Origin of the sequence: Mycobacterium sp. (genome assembly GCF_049585075.1) — a bacterium.
In the GTDB taxonomy this organism is placed as follows: domain Bacteria; phylum Actinomycetota; class Actinomycetes; order Mycobacteriales; family Mycobacteriaceae; genus Mycobacterium.
This window is the reverse complement of the sequence record NZ_JBAUZA010000265.1, coordinates 1-17,048: the sequence shown is the minus strand read 5'-3', so window position 1 is coordinate 17,048 and position 17,048 is coordinate 1. Positions and strand designations below refer to the sequence as shown.

Here is a 17,048-nt window from a genome sequence, read left to right as displayed (position 1 = left end):
CAGGAACTCGCTGGCCTGTCCTGAGCGTTTAATGAGCATGTCCCACGTATGCGGAGGAGGAAACTCATGACCTGGCATCCGCATCACAACACGTTCAAGACGTTCGCGTTGCTGGTAGGTGTGTCGGCGCTGATCGTGTTTGTCGGCGGATTGTTCGGCAGAACGGCGCTGTGGATCGCTGTGCTGTTCGCCGTCGGCATGAACGTCTACACGTATTTCAACAGCGACAAGTTGGCGCTGCGGGCGATGCATGCCCAGCCCGTGTCGGAAGTGCAGGAGCCGGTGATCTACCGGATTGTGCGCGAGCTGGCCACCGCGGCGCATCAGCCGATGCCGCGGCTCTACATCAGCGACACCGCCGCGCCCAACGCGTTCGCCACCGGGCGCAACCCGCGCAACGCCGCTGTGTGCTGCACCACCGGGATTTTGAACATCCTCAACGAGCGCGAATTGCGCGCGGTGCTGGGTCACGAGCTTTCGCACGTCTACAACCGCGACATCTTGATCTCGTGTGTGGCCGGCGCGCTGGCGTCGGTGATCACCGCTCTGTCCTACATGGCATTGTTCTTTGGTGGCAATGACCGCGAAGGCGGCAATCCTTTTGCGCTGCTGCTGGTTTCGCTGCTGGGCCCGATCGCGGCGACGGTGGTGCGGATGGCTGTTTCGCGGTCGCGGGAGTATCAGGCCGACGAGTCGGGTGCGCTGCTAACGGGTGACCCGTTGGCGTTGGCTTCGGCGCTGCGCAAGATCTCTGGTGGTGTGCAGGCCGCGCCGTTGCCCCCGGAGCCGCAGCTGGCGGCCCAGGCGCACCTGATGATCGCCAACCCGTTCCGCAACGGCGAGAAGATCGGGTCGTTGTTCTCCACGCACCCGCCGATCGCCGACCGGATCCGCCGGCTCGAGGAAATGGCCGGGCGCTAGTCGGCGCTCCCCGGGCGCTCCCCGGCGCTAGTCACACCAGCCTCAGCAGTCTCCACAAGCTGACCATGCACTGACTTTGGAAACGTGTGCGCATGTGATATCACCCGCTGGTGAATCACTACACGTACCGCGCGGAGTGGTCTGCTGAGCATGACGAATACGTGGGCCGCTGCATCGAAATGCCTTGGCTGTCACAGTGGGCGCCGACGATGCGGCAGGCGATCGCCGAGGTCGAGCAAGCTGTGGATGAGTACCTCGCCGAGTGCGAGGCGGCTCACCACGAGCCGCCGCCCCCGATCACCGCCCGAAAATTCAGCGGCAAGTTCGTCATCCGGACGTCGCCTTCGCTGCACGCACGACTCGCCGTCGAGGCCGCCGAGCAAAACGTGTCATTGAATCAGTGGGACGGTGCAATAGCTCTTTCTAACAGATGGGCTAGGCCACCAATCGGCCTCTTGGATCTCTGATACCGCATGCGCCTTCTTTTCAAAAAAGAGTGCCACCTCAGAAACCCGAGCCGTGCACCTCGTGTCCGGGCGTCTCCGCGGTCAGCCCGCGGTAGGCATCTTCGACGGTGGCGCCGTGGTTGATGACGGCATCGACTTCGCGCGCGATCGGCATATTCAACCCGTACTTGTCGGCGAACTCCATGATCACGCTGGCGGCCTTGACGCCCTCGGCGACTTGGTTCATCGACGAGATGATCTCGTCGATCGGCTTACCCGCACCAAGTTGCTCACCGACGTGGCGGTTGCGGCTGCGCTGGCTGGTGCACGTGACGATCAGGTCGCCCATGCCGGCCAACCCGGAGAAGGTGTCGCGCTGTCCGCCCATCGCCTCGCCAAGCTTTGACATCTCGCGCACCGAGCGAGCCATCACCAAGGCGCGGGTGTTCTCACCGATGCCCAGCGAGTAGCCCATCCCGACGGCGATCGCGTAGACGTTCTTCAGCGCGCCGGCCATCTCAACGCCGATGACGTCGTCGGTGGTGTACACCCGAAATCGCCTGGTGCTGAACAGTTGTGCCAACCGTGAAGCCAAGTGGTGGTCGGGCATCGCCAACACTGCGGCGGCCGCATAGCCCTCGCCAACCTCGCGGGCGATGTTGGGGCCGGCCAGGATGCCGGCGGGGTGACCGGGCAATACCTCGTCGACGATCTGCGACATCCGCATGTTGGTGCCTTGTTCGAGGCCCTTGACCAACGACACCACCGGTACCCACGGCCGCAGCTCGGTCGCTAGTTCGGTGAGCACGTCGCGAAACCCGTGCGACGGCACTCCCATCACGACGACGTCGGCGGCCTGGGCGGCCTCGGCGAAGTCGGTGGTGGCGCGCAAGCTTTCGCTCAGCACGGCGTCGTCCCCCAGATAGCGGGTATTGCGGTGGTTGTCGTTGACGTCCTTGGCGGTCTCTTCCGAGCGCACCCATTGCAGCGTCGGCGCACGGCGCGCGCAGATGGAAGCGACGGTGGTGCCCCAGGAACCGCCACCCAAAACGACGACATTCGGTTCGCGCATAGCAGCTGCCATGGCGACCAGCGTATTGCCGTCGCCCAATCTTTACCGGCTGTTGATTAGAAGTGCCCCCAGCCGCGCTGGCCGTCCCAGCCGCCGCACACTCCGTTGGAGCACGCGTTGACGGTGCCACCCTGGAAGGGGTTCCAGCCGCCGCAGCCGTTCCAGCCCGGACCACCGCCGCATCCTCCTCCGCCGCCCTGGCCATCGCCGCCGCCGCTACCAGTCGCGGGGTCCGCAACAATGACGTAACTGCTTGCGGTGGTTGGCGCGGTCGTGCTCACGACGGCCACCGATGCAGCGGCAATCGCTCCAGCAGCAGCTCCCGCCACAACCACCGAAGTGACGAAATTCCGTGTAGTTAGCATGGCTCAATAATGCCTCGGTGCGCGCGCTTCCGCCACTCCAGTGATCGGCGTGTCACTTCACCTAGCCGGCGAGCGCCGCCTTTTCATCAGCACGGCCGAACACCATCGCCTCTTCGATCCGATCGAACCGGTAGTCGATGACGTCGGCGAAGTAATTCTGCCGAACGTTCCACGGCCGCTTGGTGCCGGATTTGGGCAGCGCATGCGGCGAACGCAGCACGTAACCGGCCTGGATATCCCACGACGGCTTTTCGGGCATCGGTTCACCGTCGTGATGCGGGTAGGCGTGCGTGTAGCCGTGAGATTTCATGTGCGCCAGCAGCTTTGCCGTCGCACGGGCGGTCATGTCGGCGCGCAACGTCCACGAGGCGTTGGTGTACCCGACGCACCAGAACAGGTTCGGCACGTCCTCCAGCATGTGGGCCTTGTAGACAAATCGGTCCTGCGGCTTGATCTCGCCGCCGTCGACGGACACCGTGACGCCGCCGAGCGCCTGCAGTTGCAGGCCGGTGGCGGTGACGATGACGTCGGCGTCGAGATGCCCGCCGGACTTCAAAACGATTCCGGTGGAATCGAAGTGGTCGATGTGGTCGGTGACCACTTCGGCGCGGCCTGCACCGATCGCGGCGTACAGGTCGGCGTCGGGGATCAGGCACAGCCGCTGGTCCCACGGGTTGTAGCGGGGCTTGAAATGGGTGTCGACGTCATACCCCTCGGGCAAATTGCTGATCGCGATGCGGCGGATCACCCATCTGATGAATCCCGGCGTCTTACGTGCTAGGAACCAGATCATTCCTTCGAGCAGGGCATTGCGCTGCCGGATGATCTGGTGAGCAGCCTTGTCCGGCAACACTTTTCGCAACAAATCCGCTGATCTGCTGTACTTGGACGCCGAAAATAGATAGGTCGGCGACCGCTGCAGCATCGTGACCGTGGATGCCTTTTCGGCCAGCGACGGGATCAGCGACATCGCGGTGGCGCCGCTGCCGATGACCACCATCTTCTTGCCGGCGTAGTCGAGGTCTTCTGGCCAATACTGCGGATGTACGACGGTGCCGCCGAACTCACCGATGCCAGGGAAGTCCGGGGTGTAGCCCTCGTCGTAGTTGTAGTAGCCGGACCCGAAGAACACGAACCGGCCGCGGTAAACCTTTTCGGCGCTGTCCTGTTCGGCGGTGACCGTCCAGGTGTCGGTGGACGGATTCCAGTCCGCCGAGCGAACGTGGTTGTTGAATCGGATGTGCCGGTCGATGCCGTACTTGTGCGCGGTGTCGGTCAAGTACTCCCGGATGTGCTCGCCGTCGGCCACCCCTTCTTTCCGGGTCCACGGCTCCCACGGAAAGCTCAACGTGAAGATGCTGCTGTCGGAGCGGACGCCCGGATAGCGGAACAGGTCCCAGGTGCCGCCGATCTGGTCGCGCCGCTCCAAGATGACGTAGCGGGTCCCCGGGTTGCGCTCGGTGATGCGGTAAGCCGCGCCCAGGCCCGAGAAGCCGGCGCCGACGATGACGACGTCGACGTCTTCGACATCCGGTGGCGTCACGGTCATTGGGAACCTCGCTTCTCCCGCGGCAGTGTGGACTTGATCACCAGATTAGGCACCCACCGGTTGATTGGGCCAGCGCGGCACCGATCGTCACGACTGAAGTAACACGTCGACATGCAGCGGTGCGCACAGATCGATCAGCCACATCTGGTCGGCGGGACTGGCGAAGATCCGCGCGTGCGAGGCGTCCTGAGCGAACGCGTCCGCGCACCGGTCGCCGAAAAACACATACGCCTTGCTGTCATTGCACAGTCGCGACATCCACACCATGCCGTCGAGACCGATGGCGTGCGCGGCTTCGGCCCAATGCACGGTGTCCGCGTACGTGGACGAGGGGCTCGACGTCACCTCCTCGGCCCTCACCTTGAGGCGTCGTAACCCCAGGCCGTGTAGGACAGCGAGGCGCAGGTCGCGGGTCACCGCGAGGCGAACAAGCGCGTTGTGGGAGTACCTGTCGTAGGACAGCACGCCGCCTTCGGCCGGGACGTTGTGGAGCAGCGTTTCGGCGATAGCTGCTTCTTCGGTCTCCGCCGCGTGCATGATCGGTACTACCGGGTTGCCGAAGAAACCGAACCGGGTCGCAGCGCCCACGCCGGGGTTGAACTCGGCGGCCTCGCGGGTCGTTGTGAAGACGCGATACAGCAGGTCCCCGGCGGGCAGGGTGTCGATGATCGGGTCGAACGGGGTCGGCGGCCCCTTCACCACGAAATGGCCAGATCGTCCGCCGCCACGGCGGCGACGCGATCCGGATCCTCGGTGAGGTGGTCGACGGGCCGGTCTCCGTCGAAGTAGGTGGTCGGCGAGCACAACCACTGCACCAGGCCGGTCTCCGACCAGTCGTTGGCCGCGGCGATCTCGCGCAGACGCGCGATGACAGCGAGCGGCTGCCCGTCCGGCCCGAACTGGAAACCCGGGTAAGCCAGGGAGTTGCCCCGCCGCACGGCAACCAGCTGATTGTTGCGACGCGCGGTGGTGGCGAGGTTGCGCGGGGCGCGTGACCGCGACCCCATTCGTTTGCCGGCTTCGGTGCTGGTGAGCATGCCGAATTCAGCCTCGATCCGTGCGTACAGGTTCTGCTCGGCTTGCACTGCCCGGGCGATAGCGGGCTCGGTGTACACGGCGACCGATGCAAGCGCGGCGCCCACGGCTTGGGCACTTTCGCGTATGCGCTGTTCTGCGGCGGTCAGGGCCTCGACAGTGGTCATGCTTGCGATTCTACATGCGATTGGTGCATCTACGACAAATGCACGAATCGCACGTTCTATCGGTAGTTGACGAACTGCAGCGCGACGTCGAGATCGGCCTTTTTGAGCATCGTGATGACGGCCTGCAGGTCGTCGCGCTTTTTGCTAGTGACGCGGACCTCGTCGCCCTGGATCTGGGTCTTGACGGTCTTCGGGCCCTCGTCGCGGATGAGCTTGGTGATCTTCTTGGCGTTTTCGCTGGTGATGCCCTGTTTAAGGGTGCCGGTGACCTTGTAGGTCTTGCCGGAGGCCTGAGGCTCGCCGGCGTCGAAGGCCTTGAGGCTGATGTCGCGCCGGATCAGCTTTTCCTTGAAGACGTCGACGGCGGCCTTGACGCGTTCTTCGGTTGAGCTGGTCAGCTCGATCGCCTCATCACCCTTCCAGGCGATCTTGGTGTCGGTGCCTCGGAAGTCGAACCGGGTGGACAGTTCCTTTGCCGCCTGGTTGAGGGCGTTGTCGACCTCCTGGTGATCGATCTTGCTGACGACGTCGAACGATGAATCCGCCATTGGATCCGTTCCCTTTCCTGCCGATGTTGGCCGTTTGCGCCCCCGGCCCATCCTCGTTGTACTCTTGCTACCCGTACCACACCGGCAGATTGCCCGAGCGGCCAATGGGAGCGGACTGTAAATCCGTCGGCGTATGCCTACCCAGGTTCGAATCCTGGATCTGCCACCACAGAAGTCGAAGCCTATTGCTGAGCGGCCGTGCCAAGCTCCTCGGCCGCGATGGCGAAGATTTCGTCCCCGCAACCGACAGCCACGAAGTGCCCGGCATCGGCGACGGGATGCCACACTGTGCCGGGCATTGCGTCGGCCACCGCTTTGTTGATGGGGTCCGGGACAAGCACATCGTCGAGCCCCTGCCACATGTGGACTCGCCGTCCGATTGTTGACACGTCGAAAGCCCAGCTGCGATAGAGGAGTTCAGCGTCGCGCACCAATCCGCCGGAGCCGTGTGCGAAGCATTCGGCGCACGATTCGCTGAAGGCGGTTTCGATCTCCGGGCGAAGCAGAAGCCGTCGGTCGTAATCGTTGACGGACTTCCGAATTTGTTTGACGAACGATTCGCGGAAGTGTTTGGCGGTTATGCCCAGCGCCGCGTACATGATGCTGAAGGCGGGTCTCAGACGCAGTGCGAGGAAACCGCCTAACGCATCGATCTTGGAGAGGTGACTAGCTGCCCAGTTGTCACCGAATGCTCCGTAACTTCCACCTGCGATGCTGCTTACATGGCGCAGTCGGGCGGGATCAATGTAGGCGGCCGCAGCCAGTGCCCACGGGCCACCTTCCGACCAGCCTGTGACCCCGAATTCGCGGTAGCCCAACGCGTCCGCGATCGTCATCAGGTCGTCGGCCCAGCCAGCATAAGAGCGTGCCTTCAGGCGGCTGGACTGTCCCATGCCAGGTCGATCCACGCAGATGAGTCGCAGTCGATTCTTCGACGCCGTGTCAGCGAAAAGGCGTGCCTCGAGTCGGCTACTCGGGCCACCGTGATTGTGGATGACGAGCGGGCCCCGTGGATCTCCGACTTCGAGATAGGTGAGACGTCGGCCGTCTCGGGTTGCCACTGCGCCCACGGTCGTCATGGCGTGGCCTGGTGTGGCGCGAGAAAAACGTCGTTCAGCGTCACGGTGCGTAGGTTTCGGGCACGGATCAGATCGCAGAGTTGCCCGTAGACATGGGTAACCGGCAGGTGATTGAGGTGCCCCAGCACGATTGACTGCCCAGTGAAGTACCGCCGGCCCATCTGGACGATGTAGTCCTCGGTGACGACCGTGGAATCCGCCAGCGACCCCGACCACAGCGTGACCGCGGTGTAGCCGAGGTCGGCAGCCACGGCATCAACGGTCGCGTTGTGCCTTCCGTAGGGAGGCCGAAAGTAGGGCCTCGCGACCACCCCGAAAGTTCTTTTCAAGAATTCGTCGTTGCGGGAGATCTCTTGGGCCACACGACTTACCGGCACCTTTGTCAGGTTCGGGTGCGACCAGGTGTGGTTGCCCAGCTGAATCTGGCCGGATTCGACCAATGGCCGCAGCAATTCCAGATTGTCGGTCCACGAGCGGTACATGCCGTTGACGAAATAGGTCAGCCGTATGCCGGTATCTCTGGCGAACTGCGTGTAGAGGCGCACTACGTCGGTGTTTACGCCGTCATCAACGGTCAGCGCCAGCAGATTGCCGTCGCCAGGAAGCTTGGTGAGCACGCCGCCACCGGGCAGCGGCACCCGCGCGATGGGCGCGGGCTGCGACAACGACGCCGCGGGAGCGGGGCCCACGGCGGGTGGCGACGGTGTAGCAGCAGCCGCTGCGGCCCTCGGAGCATGTCCCGGGTTGCCGAGTACGCCGTGCGCCATACCCGCGCCGCCGAGAACGGCGGCAGAAAGCGCCCCGAGAAAGCAGCGCCGGTTTAGGTCGGACACAACACGCTATGGTGCCACGGGCGACTGGACAAACCCGATCAGTACCCTGCGTGTTCCATTTCGTGACCGAAGCGATTCACTTCGATTCCAGCGGCCCGCTGGGGTCGTAGTACAGCTCCTGGCGGGCGATCCGGCCGTCGCGGTAGCGGTAGAGCACCACGTACGTCGAGCGCAGGCGTTGTTCGCCCTGGGTCCAGTCGAACTGCACGCGCACGAACGCCGCGTCCGCACCGGGGGTGATGGCGTGCTCCACCGCCTCGTAGTGAATGGCTTCGCAGTCGCGGATGGTGAGCGCGATGAACTCGAGGGTGCGCTCGACGCCGTCGATCTGCGCCGGCCAACCGAAGAGACGTACCGTCGGGCTTACGTACACCACGTCGGGCTGATAGAGGCCACGTGCGACTGCCGGATCGCCGTCAGCGAATGCTCGCGCGAAGCATGCCTCCTGCGCGAGTAGCGCCTCCTCTGAAATGCCTTGCGGTATCAAGCCTTACCACTCCACGCCGGTGGAAACGCAGAACTCGTTCTGCTCGGGGTCCGACATCCGCACCCATCGGGTTCCCCCGAAACTCTGCACGCCTTCATCGATGCGATGAGCGCCCAGCGCCTCCAGCCGGTCAACCTCGGGCTCGATGTCGTCGACCACGATGTCGAGGTGCATGCGATTCTTGCCCGCTTTGGGTTCGGGTACGCACTGCAGCAGAAGCGGTGAAGCGATGCTTTGTTTGGGAACGAGCACCGCCAGCTTGGCGTCGGTGTAGTACTCGCGATAGTCGAGCGCCTCGCGCCAGAACTTCGCGAGCGTCGTTGGCTCGGCACAGTCGAGCACCAGTTCCACGGTTGCCTTGTGGTTCATCGCCTGTCTCCAGTGGCCATCGTCGAGTCCGGGGCTGCCCAGTCGGTTGATACCTTACGGTGCTTGATCAGCCAGGTATTGCCCTCGAGCACGAAGGTATCGCGGTAGCGGCCGGCATGGTCGAGCCCGATATGGGTGACCACAGTGAAGTAGCACGAGACGTGCGCTTGGTCGCGAGTCACGTTGGCGAACAACACGTTCGCCACGTTGTGCCGGACGATCGGCTTGACGTCCGCGCTTGCGGCGACCTTCCCGGTGACCCCGCTGAGGAACGCGACGATCTCGGATCGACCGCGCAGTGGTTCGGCGCCGCGTATCTCGAGTACGCCATCGGCGCAGAAGGTCTCGGCAAGTTCGTCGAGGCGCCCGGCGTCACCGGCCCAGTTGTATCGGGTCAGTGTGTCGCGGATGTGCTCACGGGCCGCCAGTTCCCACGTCTCCACCGTCATCGACTCCTTGCTCATCAGCCTCAGCAGTCCCGTCAGGAAGGGACCACCCTCTCTTCCGCTTTGATATCGCATGTGTCTTCGTTTTCAAACCACGTGTCATGGTCAGCTCTTGGTGCGGCCGTGGCTCCTGTGACTCGACTTCATGAGGCACAATCCTTCCTGTGACTACAGCGCCGACCAAGCCGACGGTGGCAATCGTCGGCGCGGGTCTCGGCGGGATCGCGATGGGCATCCAGCTCGCCCACGGCGGCTACGACTTCACAATCTTCGACAGCGGAGACGACTTCGGCGGAACCTGGCGCAAGAACACCTACCCCGGCGCGGCCTGCGACGTGCCGTCGCACTTTTACTCGTACTCGTTCGCGCTGAACCCGCGCTGGAGCAAGACGTTCGCCGATCAGCCGGAGATCCTGGCATACATCGAAAAGGTTGTCACCGACCATGGGCTCCAGAAGCATCTGAAGCCGCGCACCCGCGTCACGACGTTGCGGTGGTCGGACACCGATAAGCGCTGGACGCTGACCAGCGACGACGGCCAGTCCAGCGAATTCGACATCGTCGTCAGCGCGGTGGGAATGCTGGACGTTCCCAAGATCCCCGACATCCCCGGCGCCGACCGGTTTCGTGGCCGCGCCTTTCACTCATCAAACTGGGATCATTCCAAATCGACTGCGGGCGAACGTGTTGCTTCGATCGGTACGGGGGCCAGTGCCATTCAATACGTGCCGGCGATCGCCGCCGACACCGCGCACCTGACGGTGTTCCAGCGCACGCCGATCTGGGTTTCACCCCGCTACGACGAGCCGTTCACCCCGGAGCAGCAGGAGCTCTTCGAACGCGACCCGGTGCAAGCACTGAAGGTCCGCGATGCGGCCTACCAAGACTACGAAGCGGCGAATTTCGCCGTCGATTCCACGATGACCAAAGAGCTGACCGGCATGGCGCAGAGCTATCTGCTTCGCAAAGTCAAGGATCCGGAGCTGCGCGCCAAGCTGACCCCGGACTATCCCGTCGGCTGCAAGCGACCGCTGCAATCGCGCGCCTGGTTCCCGACGTTCGCGTTACCCAACGTCACGCTGGAGACCTCGCCGATCGTCGAGTTCACCGGACGCGGCCTGCGCACCGCGGACGGCAGAGAGCACGAGGTCGACACGGTCATCTACGGAACCGGTTTTCGCGCAGTGGATTTCCTCGGCAGCCTTGACGTGTACGGCCGCGGTGGACGCCGGCTGCATGATGATTGGGCCGACGGCGCCGAAGCCTACCTGGGCACCGCGGTGCCTGGATATCCGAACCTGTTCACGCTGTATGGGCCCAACACCAACGGGGTCACCTCGATCATCTACATCCTGGAAGCACAGTCGGAGTTCGTCCGCCGCGTGTTGGACGACATGGGCCGCCGACAGCTTCGGGCGGTGGAGATCAAGCAACATGTCCACGACGCCTACAACATCGAAATACAGGAAGCACTATCGACAACCGTGTGGGTCGCTAACTGCAACAACTACTTCCGCCACCCCAATGGCAAGGTCGTCACCCAGTTCCCGTACAACGGCCAGACTTTCGCCCAGCGGCTATCGCACGTCAACCTTGACGAGTTCCACCAGTTCGCGGCAATCTCAACTAGCCATTAAGCAAGTGGCCTGTCGTCGAGCTGTTGCTCGGGGCCGCCGCCTCCATCATCGTGGCATGTGCCAAGTCTGGATCGGTGCGGGCGGGTACGACCAGCAGGACGATCTTGTTGCGGTTGAGCCCGAGCACTTCGATGGTGTTAACCGGCTGCCGCTGGTATGAATCGAGTCGTACCACTCGTCCGCCGATCTGCAGTTTCGCTGGGGGTTTCGACCATTCGGTGACGTTGTACAGCACGCGATCAATAGGGCCGAGTCGTACCGACAGCACCGCCAGCAGGTCTGGAAGCTCAATCGTCAGGTCATCACCGTGCGGCCACCATGCCCCGTCCACATAACCGGTAGTGGGAGCCTTCGGTTTTAACCGCAGCCGCGGCGTGTTCTCGGGCGGTGTGTACTTCGAACCGGCAACGGTTCGGCCTCGCTGTAGCGTCATGCGACGCTCCCATCTTGGCCGCGAATCGGCCAAATCAATCGAATCGGCGATGACACAATCTCAAACGGTCGCGTGCGACATACCGCCGATACCACCGACGCTACTCGTGAGCGCAAGCCCGTTCGGGTTCGCGGCAGCCTCTGAACGAATGAGGGCTGGCAGGACGGTGCCTGCCAGCCCACATATGACGAACGGTCGTTAGACGGGTGTCACTCCCGTTGCCTGAGGACCCTTTGTCCCCTGGCCGATCTCGAACTGAACCCGTTGATTCTCCTCCAGCGACTTGAAGCCGCTTCCTTGAATCTCCGAAAAGTGCACGAACACATCTTCTGTGCCGCCGTCAGGAGCGATAAAACCGAAGCCTTTGTCGCTGTTAAACCATTTCACAGTTCCCTGTGCCATCTTCTCAACTTCTCTCATTTAGAACGGATGTACGAAAAACATCCTGACTGAGGGTAGCACGGGGCGATCAGGCGAAACTTTTGCAGATGCATCAGTTGCGCGCGCGGGTGTAGCGTCGATAGAGAACGTTTTTGTAGCCATGGTGATCCTCGGGCGTGATCGCGACCGGACATGACCAACTGCGATCGGTTCGTTTGCCGATCCCGCACTCGTGTGCCGGGTCAACCTCGAAAATGAAGGAATCGCCCATGCACTACCGAGACTTATGCGCTCAGCGCGTCGAAGTCGAATCGACCGCGGCACCATGAGCCGCGCGGTGCGCGGTCGGCGTCTGGCGAGCCCGGTCAGGCTTACCTTGGCTGTTGCACTGGGGGAGGACCTCGACGGGGCGTGGTGGCCGCACACAGCGTCAATAGCGCGCGAGCTTCCCGAGCTGATCGACGCGCTGTCCGCGCGGCTGGGCGAGATCGTCGATATCAGCGTGAATTGGTCGTCGTTGCAAGGTGCACCAGATCTCGACGCGGTGAGGCGCGCAAGTATGGCGGACCCCGTCCGCATAATTTGCCATCAGCGCCTGATGGCGATCACTGGTAGTCGGGCGTCGGCGAATCTCCTCGTCGTACCGTGCCGGACGCCTAACCCTCTGGCCGGAATGATCATGCGTCAAGCAGCCACTCGCGACATCATGCCCGCAGAGCAGGACAGCGATGCATTCCGGTGCGCCGATGACATTGTGCGCGCGGCGCGTGCTGAAAGCACACTGTGCGCGCGACGGCTGCGCGATGGTGGACTCGCCGACGTCGGTACTGCAGATTCGGAGACGACCGTTTGAGGTATCCCGCGGTATGAAGCGAGAAGTGGGTGCAGAGCTCGGAGTCGAGATCACCGCGCCGACAACGCTCGAGTTCCAGATCGCGGTAGCGCCTCATCCTAATACCGAAGTGTCGGAACGGTTGTCGTTTGTGTTGGATGGAAAGCCTGTCCAGCCCTTAGAGATCAGCGGCGTGCACGGCAACCGTATCCATAAGATGGAAGCCCCCGGCGGCAACTTGACCGTCGACTACGCCGCTACGATCGTCGGCCGAACCGATCCGGCGCCGGTGACGGAACACGACTTGTCCATGTATCTACGCCCTAGCCGCTACGCGGAGGCCGATAAGTTCTACGGTTTCGCAGAAACCGAGTTCGGCGCTTACGTCGATTCGACGACTCTGCTGGAGAGGGTTTCCCTTTGGGTGGGTACCCGGCTGAACTACGTGCCGGGCTCCAGCGATCCAATCGACGGAGCCGTGGAGACCATGCTTTCCGGTGCCGGGGTATGCCGTGATTTCGCGCACCTGGTAGTTGCATTGCTACGGGCGGTCAACGTGCCCGCCCGCGCGGTTTCGGTGTACGCGCCGGGTCTGTATCCGATGGATTTCCACGCAGTCGCTGAGGCTTTCGTCGGGGGACAGTGGCGAGTGGTCGACGGAACCCTGTTAGCGCCGCGGCAGACGCTGGTGCGCATTGCCACCGGCCGTGACGCCGCCGATATCGCCTTCCTGGACAACCACGGGGGCGCGATCACATTGAACAAGTTGATGGTGACTGCGATAAGCGACGGTGATCTCCCCATCGACTCGATCGACCAACTTGTGTCGATCGGCTAAGACCGGCGGGCCGTACGGTGCCTGGGTGGCCTATGTCCGCACCGTGAAGACGTCCTCGGGTGCGACGGCGGTGCAGGTCGTGTGGTCGTCGCGGCGGGGCTCCCGCAAGATCGAGCACCTGGGCTCGGCGCACGATGAGGCCGGGATCGCGGCGCTGAAGGCTGCGGCTGCACAGCGGTTGGCCGCCGGACACCCCCGAGACGTTAAGCGCACAGCGCGCGCGTGGCTCCCAACGTCGATGACCAGGCTGGTTCAGCGGCGGCAGGGTGGCGATACCGCAGATTCGGCCACGACACCTCGATGGTCGGCGAATGGCAACACTCCCAATGCTGTTGTCGGGCACACCATTAGCCTGAGCGAACCACGTTGCGCGCCAACGAAGTTGACATCAACAGTACCGGGGCGTTTACTGGAGGCCTAGCCCGGAAAATTGTCGTCTACTGTGGCCACAGGGATTCGCCTTTGGAATCGGTGTGCGTTTATCCGCGGATTCGGGGCTAGGCCACCGCGCGACGGCGACGCGGGTCGGGACCACCCGGACGCTTGGGTGCCCGCCACTCAACTGAAGGGCCACAATGAAAATGTCTGACAACAAGCACCGCAATGTTATTCATCAGAATGTGATCCGTATAGGTGCGGGTTTCGCGGCGAAGGAGCACCCACATGTGGTGGAGACGTTGTCCACGCTCGGGCCGCATCTAGGTAGGTGGGGTTCGCGCGGTGTGAACGTGGAGGTCTCCCTCCAGGACCGCGGCGGCAAGGAGCAGCGTGTCACATTGCGTACCAGCCTGCCCGGCCTGACGCCGCTGGTAGCGGTCGCCGAGAACCCGGATATCACCCACGCCCTGGGTGATGCGAAGCGTGAGCTGATTCGGCAGCTCGACCACCAGAAGTCGGAGCGCGAACCCATGAACAACCGCCGGTCCGGCGCGACGATCCGGCACCCGGGCACCTCTACGTGGCCCGAGGCCATCGAACACGGGGGGCGCGTGTGATCGGCAACCATGCCGTCATGGGCGAGCCCGTCCCGGCGGCTGCCCGCATCCCGTTGACGCTCAGAGACATACTCGGCGCGGGGGTACGTAGGAGGGCCAGACACCGGGAAATGCTTGTGGCACAGTCGACATGGGATTCTGAGGGCGGGGCAACGGGAGAAAGTGAGTCGCTGCCCAACGGGGTAAAGTGCCGCGCACCTCGGGGCCTTGGCGGCTGAGCCTCTTCCGGTTTTGATGCTATGAAGCGAGAAGTGGCCTCGGCGAAGACCTCATGGATGCCGGGATCGCCGCCGTGACGTTTCCGGGAGGCTGGAGTGTCAACCGTGAATGAGGCTACCTTCCGACTGCCGGCTCTCCAGCAACTCACGCGCTGCGTTGTAGTTGCGCTCGCGATCTAGGATCGCACGATGACCATCGAGGCCGAAACGTTCACCATCGACGGTGTCGGCGGCACGCGCATTGTGGCTGATCGGCTGGGCGACCCAGAAAAGCCTGCCGTGGTGTTCTTGCATGGCGGCGGGCAGACCCGTCGCTCGTGGGGAAAGGCCGCTGCCGCGGTGGCCGAGCGCGGATGGCAAGCGGTCACGGTCGATTTACGCGGCCATGGCGAGTCGGACTGGTCGGAAGGCGGCGATTACCGCCTCACCAGCTTCGCCCTCGACATTCAAGAAGTGCTGCGCCAGGTGCCGGCGCAACCGGTGTTAGTCGGTGCGTCCCTGGGTGGCTTCACGACAATGCTTCTCGCAGGCGAGATTTCGCCTGGCATCGCCCGCGCCGTCGTCTTGGTCGACATCGTGCCCAACATGGACGAGTCGGGTGCGAATCGGATTCACAACTTCATGGCCGACCGAATGAAATCGGGGTTCGAGTCGCTCGACGAAGTCGCCGACATGATCGCCGAATACAACCCGCATCGGCCCCGGCCAACGGACCTCGACGGCCTGCGCACCAACCTGCGCCGTCGCGGTGATCGCTGGTACTGGCACTGGGACCCGAAGTTCATCAGCACCGCGTCGCTTCCGCCCATTGAGTTGGCCGACCTCGATCGAATGAACGCCGCGGTTCAGACGATCCTCGCGCGCGGTGTACCGATGCTGCTGGTGCGGGGGCAGATGAGCGACCTGGTCAGCCAGGACCGTGCCGATGAGTTTCTGGCACGCTTTCCGCAAGTCGAGTTCGTCGATGTCCGCGGCGCAGGACACATGGTCGCCGGCGATCGAAACGACGTGTTCGCAGATGCGGTGTTGGATTTCCTCACCCGGCACGGCCAGCTTTAGCCGCCCTGAAATTGGAAGCCACGACGTCCTCGGCGCCCAGGTCGACGGCAGCGCTGACCACTGCCCGGTCGATCTGGCGCAGTGAATGCACGATCGCGAGAAGTCTTGCCCGAGATGAGCGTTCGTCGCCGTCGCGGTGCTCTCGTGCGAAAGCCTCTGCGGCGTCAAGGAAGTCGGTCGCGGGCATGACGGTGGCGTCGTGGTTGCCGTCCAGCGCAGTGATGAGCACGTCAATGCTGCGTCGAATATGCGTGGCGGCCGATGTGATGGCATCGGCCAGCCGCGGGGAGGCCTCCTCGAATGGCTCGCTGTTGCGTGCCAGGGTCCGTCCGTAGCGGTCGCAGGCGGCCAGCATCCGCTGGGCGTGTCGAACGCTGTGCCGACCGGAGAAGCCGCCGACCCCGGCGGCCAGCGGCTTGGCGGTGGTCCGGAACTGCTGCAAATCTCGATCAAGCTGCCGGGCTTTGTCCGTCGGGCTCACGGCCGCCTCGCGACCGAACAGCGTCGCCACCGACACGTCGATCACGTTGGCCAGTGTGGTCAGAAAGGCGCGGGCGTCGTTGCGCATGGAGGTGCGGGCGTTGGTCGGCAACACCACAATCGCGACGGTGGCGCCGATGACCGCGCCGATCGCCGTCTCCTCGATCCGCAAAAGCAGTAGGCGGTAACTGAATTGACCGAGTAGCCCGTAGAGCAGCGCCAGCATGGTGGTGATCCAGAACGTCATCGCGCTGTAGGCGACCTTCAGGAAGTACAACGAGCAGAACACGCACACGAAGATCAACAGCAGCGATGCGGTGCGGTTGCCGGAAACCACTGTGGCGACCAGCATTCCGGCCGGCACCCCCAGCGCGGTGCCGATCAATCGCGCCCATCCTTTCGTGACCGTCTCATTCCAGGTATTCGTGCCGGCGAAGATCACGAACGCGGCTATCACCGCCCAATACCACCGTGACGGCGACACCGCCTCGCCAATCACGATCGCCAGCGACGCCGCCACCGCCACCTGAATGGCTTGCTTGGTCGTAGGCAGCAGACCGGCGCCGTGTTCTTCCTCGTCGGATCCGCCGTCCTCGGACGACGGCGCCATCGACGGTTCCGCGGCAGCCCGCTCGACTATCGCGCGGACTTCGGAAGCCGCTGAGGCCGTGGCGATTATCGCCAGGGCGAGGCGACGAACCGTGGGGTTGGCGGCCGGCGTAGACGGATGATCGAGCAACTCCTGGGCCAGCCGCGCGGCGCGCTGCAGCCCCTCCGGCTGCGGCAGGCGGATCGCGCTGGAGAGTTGGGACAGCGCGCCGGCCAGGTCGGCGCGAGTCGAGACGGGTATGTCGGCAC

The 17,048-nt window shown here is 63.6% G+C and carries 21 protein-coding genes, 1 tRNA gene and 1 pseudogene; 9 read left to right on the top strand and 14 right to left on the bottom strand.

The window, feature by feature from the left end; translation table 11 throughout:
- Positions 1-66: 66 nt before the first annotated feature.
- Both htpX and WB785_RS12560 read left to right on the top strand, forming a co-directional pair.
- Positions 67-921: a zinc metalloprotease HtpX gene (gene htpX, locus WB785_RS12565; RefSeq protein ID WP_424079572.1), complete on the top strand. Its 855-nt coding sequence runs from the start codon at positions 67-69 to the stop codon at positions 919-921.
- Positions 922-1,031: 110 nt separating this feature from the next.
- The gene (locus WB785_RS12560) at positions 1,032-1,388 is read left to right on the top strand and encodes a type II toxin-antitoxin system HicB family antitoxin (protein ID WP_424079570.1); all 357 of its coding nucleotides are present in this window, start codon (positions 1,032-1,034) and stop codon (positions 1,386-1,388) included.
- Between the two features lie 37 nt (positions 1,389-1,425).
- Here WB785_RS12560 and WB785_RS12555 read toward each other — a convergent pair whose 3' ends face one another.
- The 6 genes from WB785_RS12555 to WB785_RS12530 form a co-directional block, all read right to left on the bottom strand.
- The gene (locus WB785_RS12555) at positions 1,426-2,451 is read right to left on the bottom strand and encodes an NAD(P)H-dependent glycerol-3-phosphate dehydrogenase (RefSeq protein WP_424079568.1); all 1,026 of its coding nucleotides are present in this window, start codon (positions 2,449-2,451) and stop codon (positions 1,426-1,428) included.
- A 44-nt stretch (positions 2,452-2,495) separates the two neighbouring features.
- Positions 2,496-2,804: a hypothetical protein gene (locus WB785_RS12550; RefSeq protein WP_424079567.1), complete on the bottom strand. Its 309-nt coding sequence runs from the start codon at positions 2,802-2,804 to the stop codon at positions 2,496-2,498.
- A gap of 61 nt (positions 2,805-2,865) precedes the next feature.
- Positions 2,866-4,353, bottom strand: coding sequence for a flavin-containing monooxygenase (locus tag WB785_RS12545; RefSeq protein WP_424079565.1), 1,488 nt, complete (start codon positions 4,351-4,353; stop codon positions 2,866-2,868).
- 87 nt (positions 4,354-4,440) lie between these two features.
- Positions 4,441-5,052: an RES family NAD+ phosphorylase gene (locus tag WB785_RS12540; RefSeq protein ID WP_424079564.1), complete on the bottom strand. Its 612-nt coding sequence runs from the start codon at positions 5,050-5,052 to the stop codon at positions 4,441-4,443.
- Positions 5,049-5,555 carry a hypothetical protein gene (locus WB785_RS12535; RefSeq protein WP_424079562.1) on the bottom strand — a complete coding sequence of 169 codons (507 nt, stop codon included), beginning with the start codon at positions 5,553-5,555 and terminating at the stop codon, positions 5,049-5,051. The genes WB785_RS12540 and WB785_RS12535 overlap by 4 nt, the downstream gene beginning before the upstream one ends.
- 56 nt (positions 5,556-5,611) lie before the next feature.
- Positions 5,612-6,103 carry a YajQ family cyclic di-GMP-binding protein gene (locus tag WB785_RS12530; RefSeq protein ID WP_424079561.1) on the bottom strand — a complete coding sequence of 164 codons (492 nt, stop codon included), beginning with the start codon at positions 6,101-6,103 and terminating at the stop codon, positions 5,612-5,614.
- A gap of 83 nt (positions 6,104-6,186) precedes the next feature.
- Between WB785_RS12530 and WB785_RS12525 the strand changes: the two genes are divergently transcribed.
- Positions 6,187-6,272, top strand: a tRNA-Tyr gene (locus WB785_RS12525).
- A 13-nt stretch (positions 6,273-6,285) separates the two neighbouring features.
- Here WB785_RS12525 and WB785_RS12520 read toward each other — a convergent pair.
- From WB785_RS12520 to WB785_RS12500, 5 genes are all read right to left on the bottom strand, one after another.
- Positions 6,286-7,164, bottom strand: coding sequence for an alpha/beta fold hydrolase (locus WB785_RS12520; protein WP_424079560.1), 879 nt, complete (start codon positions 7,162-7,164; stop codon positions 6,286-6,288).
- Positions 7,165-7,178: 14 nt separating this feature from the next.
- The gene (locus WB785_RS12515) at positions 7,179-8,015 is read right to left on the bottom strand and encodes a polysaccharide deacetylase family protein (protein WP_424079559.1); all 837 of its coding nucleotides are present in this window, start codon (positions 8,013-8,015) and stop codon (positions 7,179-7,181) included.
- Positions 8,016-8,091: 76 nt separating this feature from the next.
- Positions 8,092-8,502, bottom strand: coding sequence for a nuclear transport factor 2 family protein (locus WB785_RS12510; protein WP_424079557.1), 411 nt, complete (start codon positions 8,500-8,502; stop codon positions 8,092-8,094).
- Positions 8,503-8,505: 3 nt separating this feature from the next.
- On the bottom strand, positions 8,506-8,871 hold the full coding sequence (locus WB785_RS12505; protein ID WP_424079556.1) for a VOC family protein: 366 nt from the start codon (positions 8,869-8,871) through the stop codon (positions 8,506-8,508).
- Complete coding sequence (locus WB785_RS12500) at positions 8,868-9,314, bottom strand: nuclear transport factor 2 family protein (protein ID WP_424079573.1); 447 nt, start codon at positions 9,312-9,314, stop codon at positions 8,868-8,870. Before WB785_RS12500 ends, WB785_RS12505 begins: the two co-directional genes overlap by 4 nt.
- 167 nt (positions 9,315-9,481) lie before the next feature.
- Here WB785_RS12500 and WB785_RS12495 point away from each other — a divergent pair, with 167 nt between their 5' ends.
- The gene (locus WB785_RS12495) at positions 9,482-10,954 is read left to right on the top strand and encodes a flavin-containing monooxygenase (protein ID WP_424079555.1); all 1,473 of its coding nucleotides are present in this window, start codon (positions 9,482-9,484) and stop codon (positions 10,952-10,954) included.
- Here WB785_RS12495 and WB785_RS12490 read toward each other — a convergent pair.
- Together WB785_RS12490 and WB785_RS12485 are read right to left on the bottom strand one after the other, a co-directional pair.
- Positions 10,944-11,387, bottom strand: coding sequence for a DUF5994 family protein (locus WB785_RS12490; protein WP_424079554.1), 444 nt, complete (start codon positions 11,385-11,387; stop codon positions 10,944-10,946). The two genes, WB785_RS12495 and WB785_RS12490, sit on opposite strands and share 11 nt — an antisense overlap.
- 198 nt (positions 11,388-11,585) lie before the next feature.
- Positions 11,586-11,789: a cold-shock protein gene (locus tag WB785_RS12485; RefSeq protein ID WP_424079552.1), complete on the bottom strand. Its 204-nt coding sequence runs from the start codon at positions 11,787-11,789 to the stop codon at positions 11,586-11,588.
- A gap of 304 nt (positions 11,790-12,093) precedes the next feature.
- Here WB785_RS12485 and WB785_RS12480 point away from each other — a divergent pair, with 304 nt between their 5' ends.
- The 5 genes and pseudogenes from WB785_RS12480 to WB785_RS12460 all read left to right on the top strand — a co-directional run bounded on the left by WB785_RS12480 (position 12,094) and on the right by WB785_RS12460 (position 15,710).
- Entirely contained in the window at positions 12,094-12,621 is a 528-nt protein-coding gene (locus WB785_RS12480) for a DUF5994 family protein (RefSeq protein ID WP_424079550.1), read from the top strand.
- A gap of 13 nt (positions 12,622-12,634) precedes the next feature.
- Complete coding sequence (locus WB785_RS12475) at positions 12,635-13,438, top strand: transglutaminase-like domain-containing protein (RefSeq protein ID WP_424079549.1); 804 nt, start codon at positions 12,635-12,637, stop codon at positions 13,436-13,438.
- 25 nt (positions 13,439-13,463) lie between these two features.
- Positions 13,464-13,628, top strand: a pseudogene (locus tag WB785_RS12470) (IS1634 family transposase); the annotation flags it as partial.
- 391 nt (positions 13,629-14,019) lie between these two features.
- Positions 14,020-14,433 (top strand): hypothetical protein, encoded by a 414-nt coding sequence (locus WB785_RS12465; protein ID WP_424079547.1) that lies wholly within the window; start codon positions 14,020-14,022, stop codon positions 14,431-14,433.
- A gap of 407 nt (positions 14,434-14,840) precedes the next feature.
- A complete protein-coding gene (locus WB785_RS12460) occupies positions 14,841-15,710 on the top strand; it encodes an alpha/beta fold hydrolase (protein WP_424079545.1) in 870 nt (289 codons plus the stop codon).
- On the opposite strand, the gene WB785_RS12455 is transcribed toward WB785_RS12460, so the two are convergent.
- Positions 15,688-17,048 (bottom strand): FUSC family protein (locus WB785_RS12455; protein ID WP_424079544.1); only part of this gene is annotated, 1,361 nt, incomplete at its 5' end. The genes WB785_RS12460 and WB785_RS12455 overlap by 23 nt on opposite strands.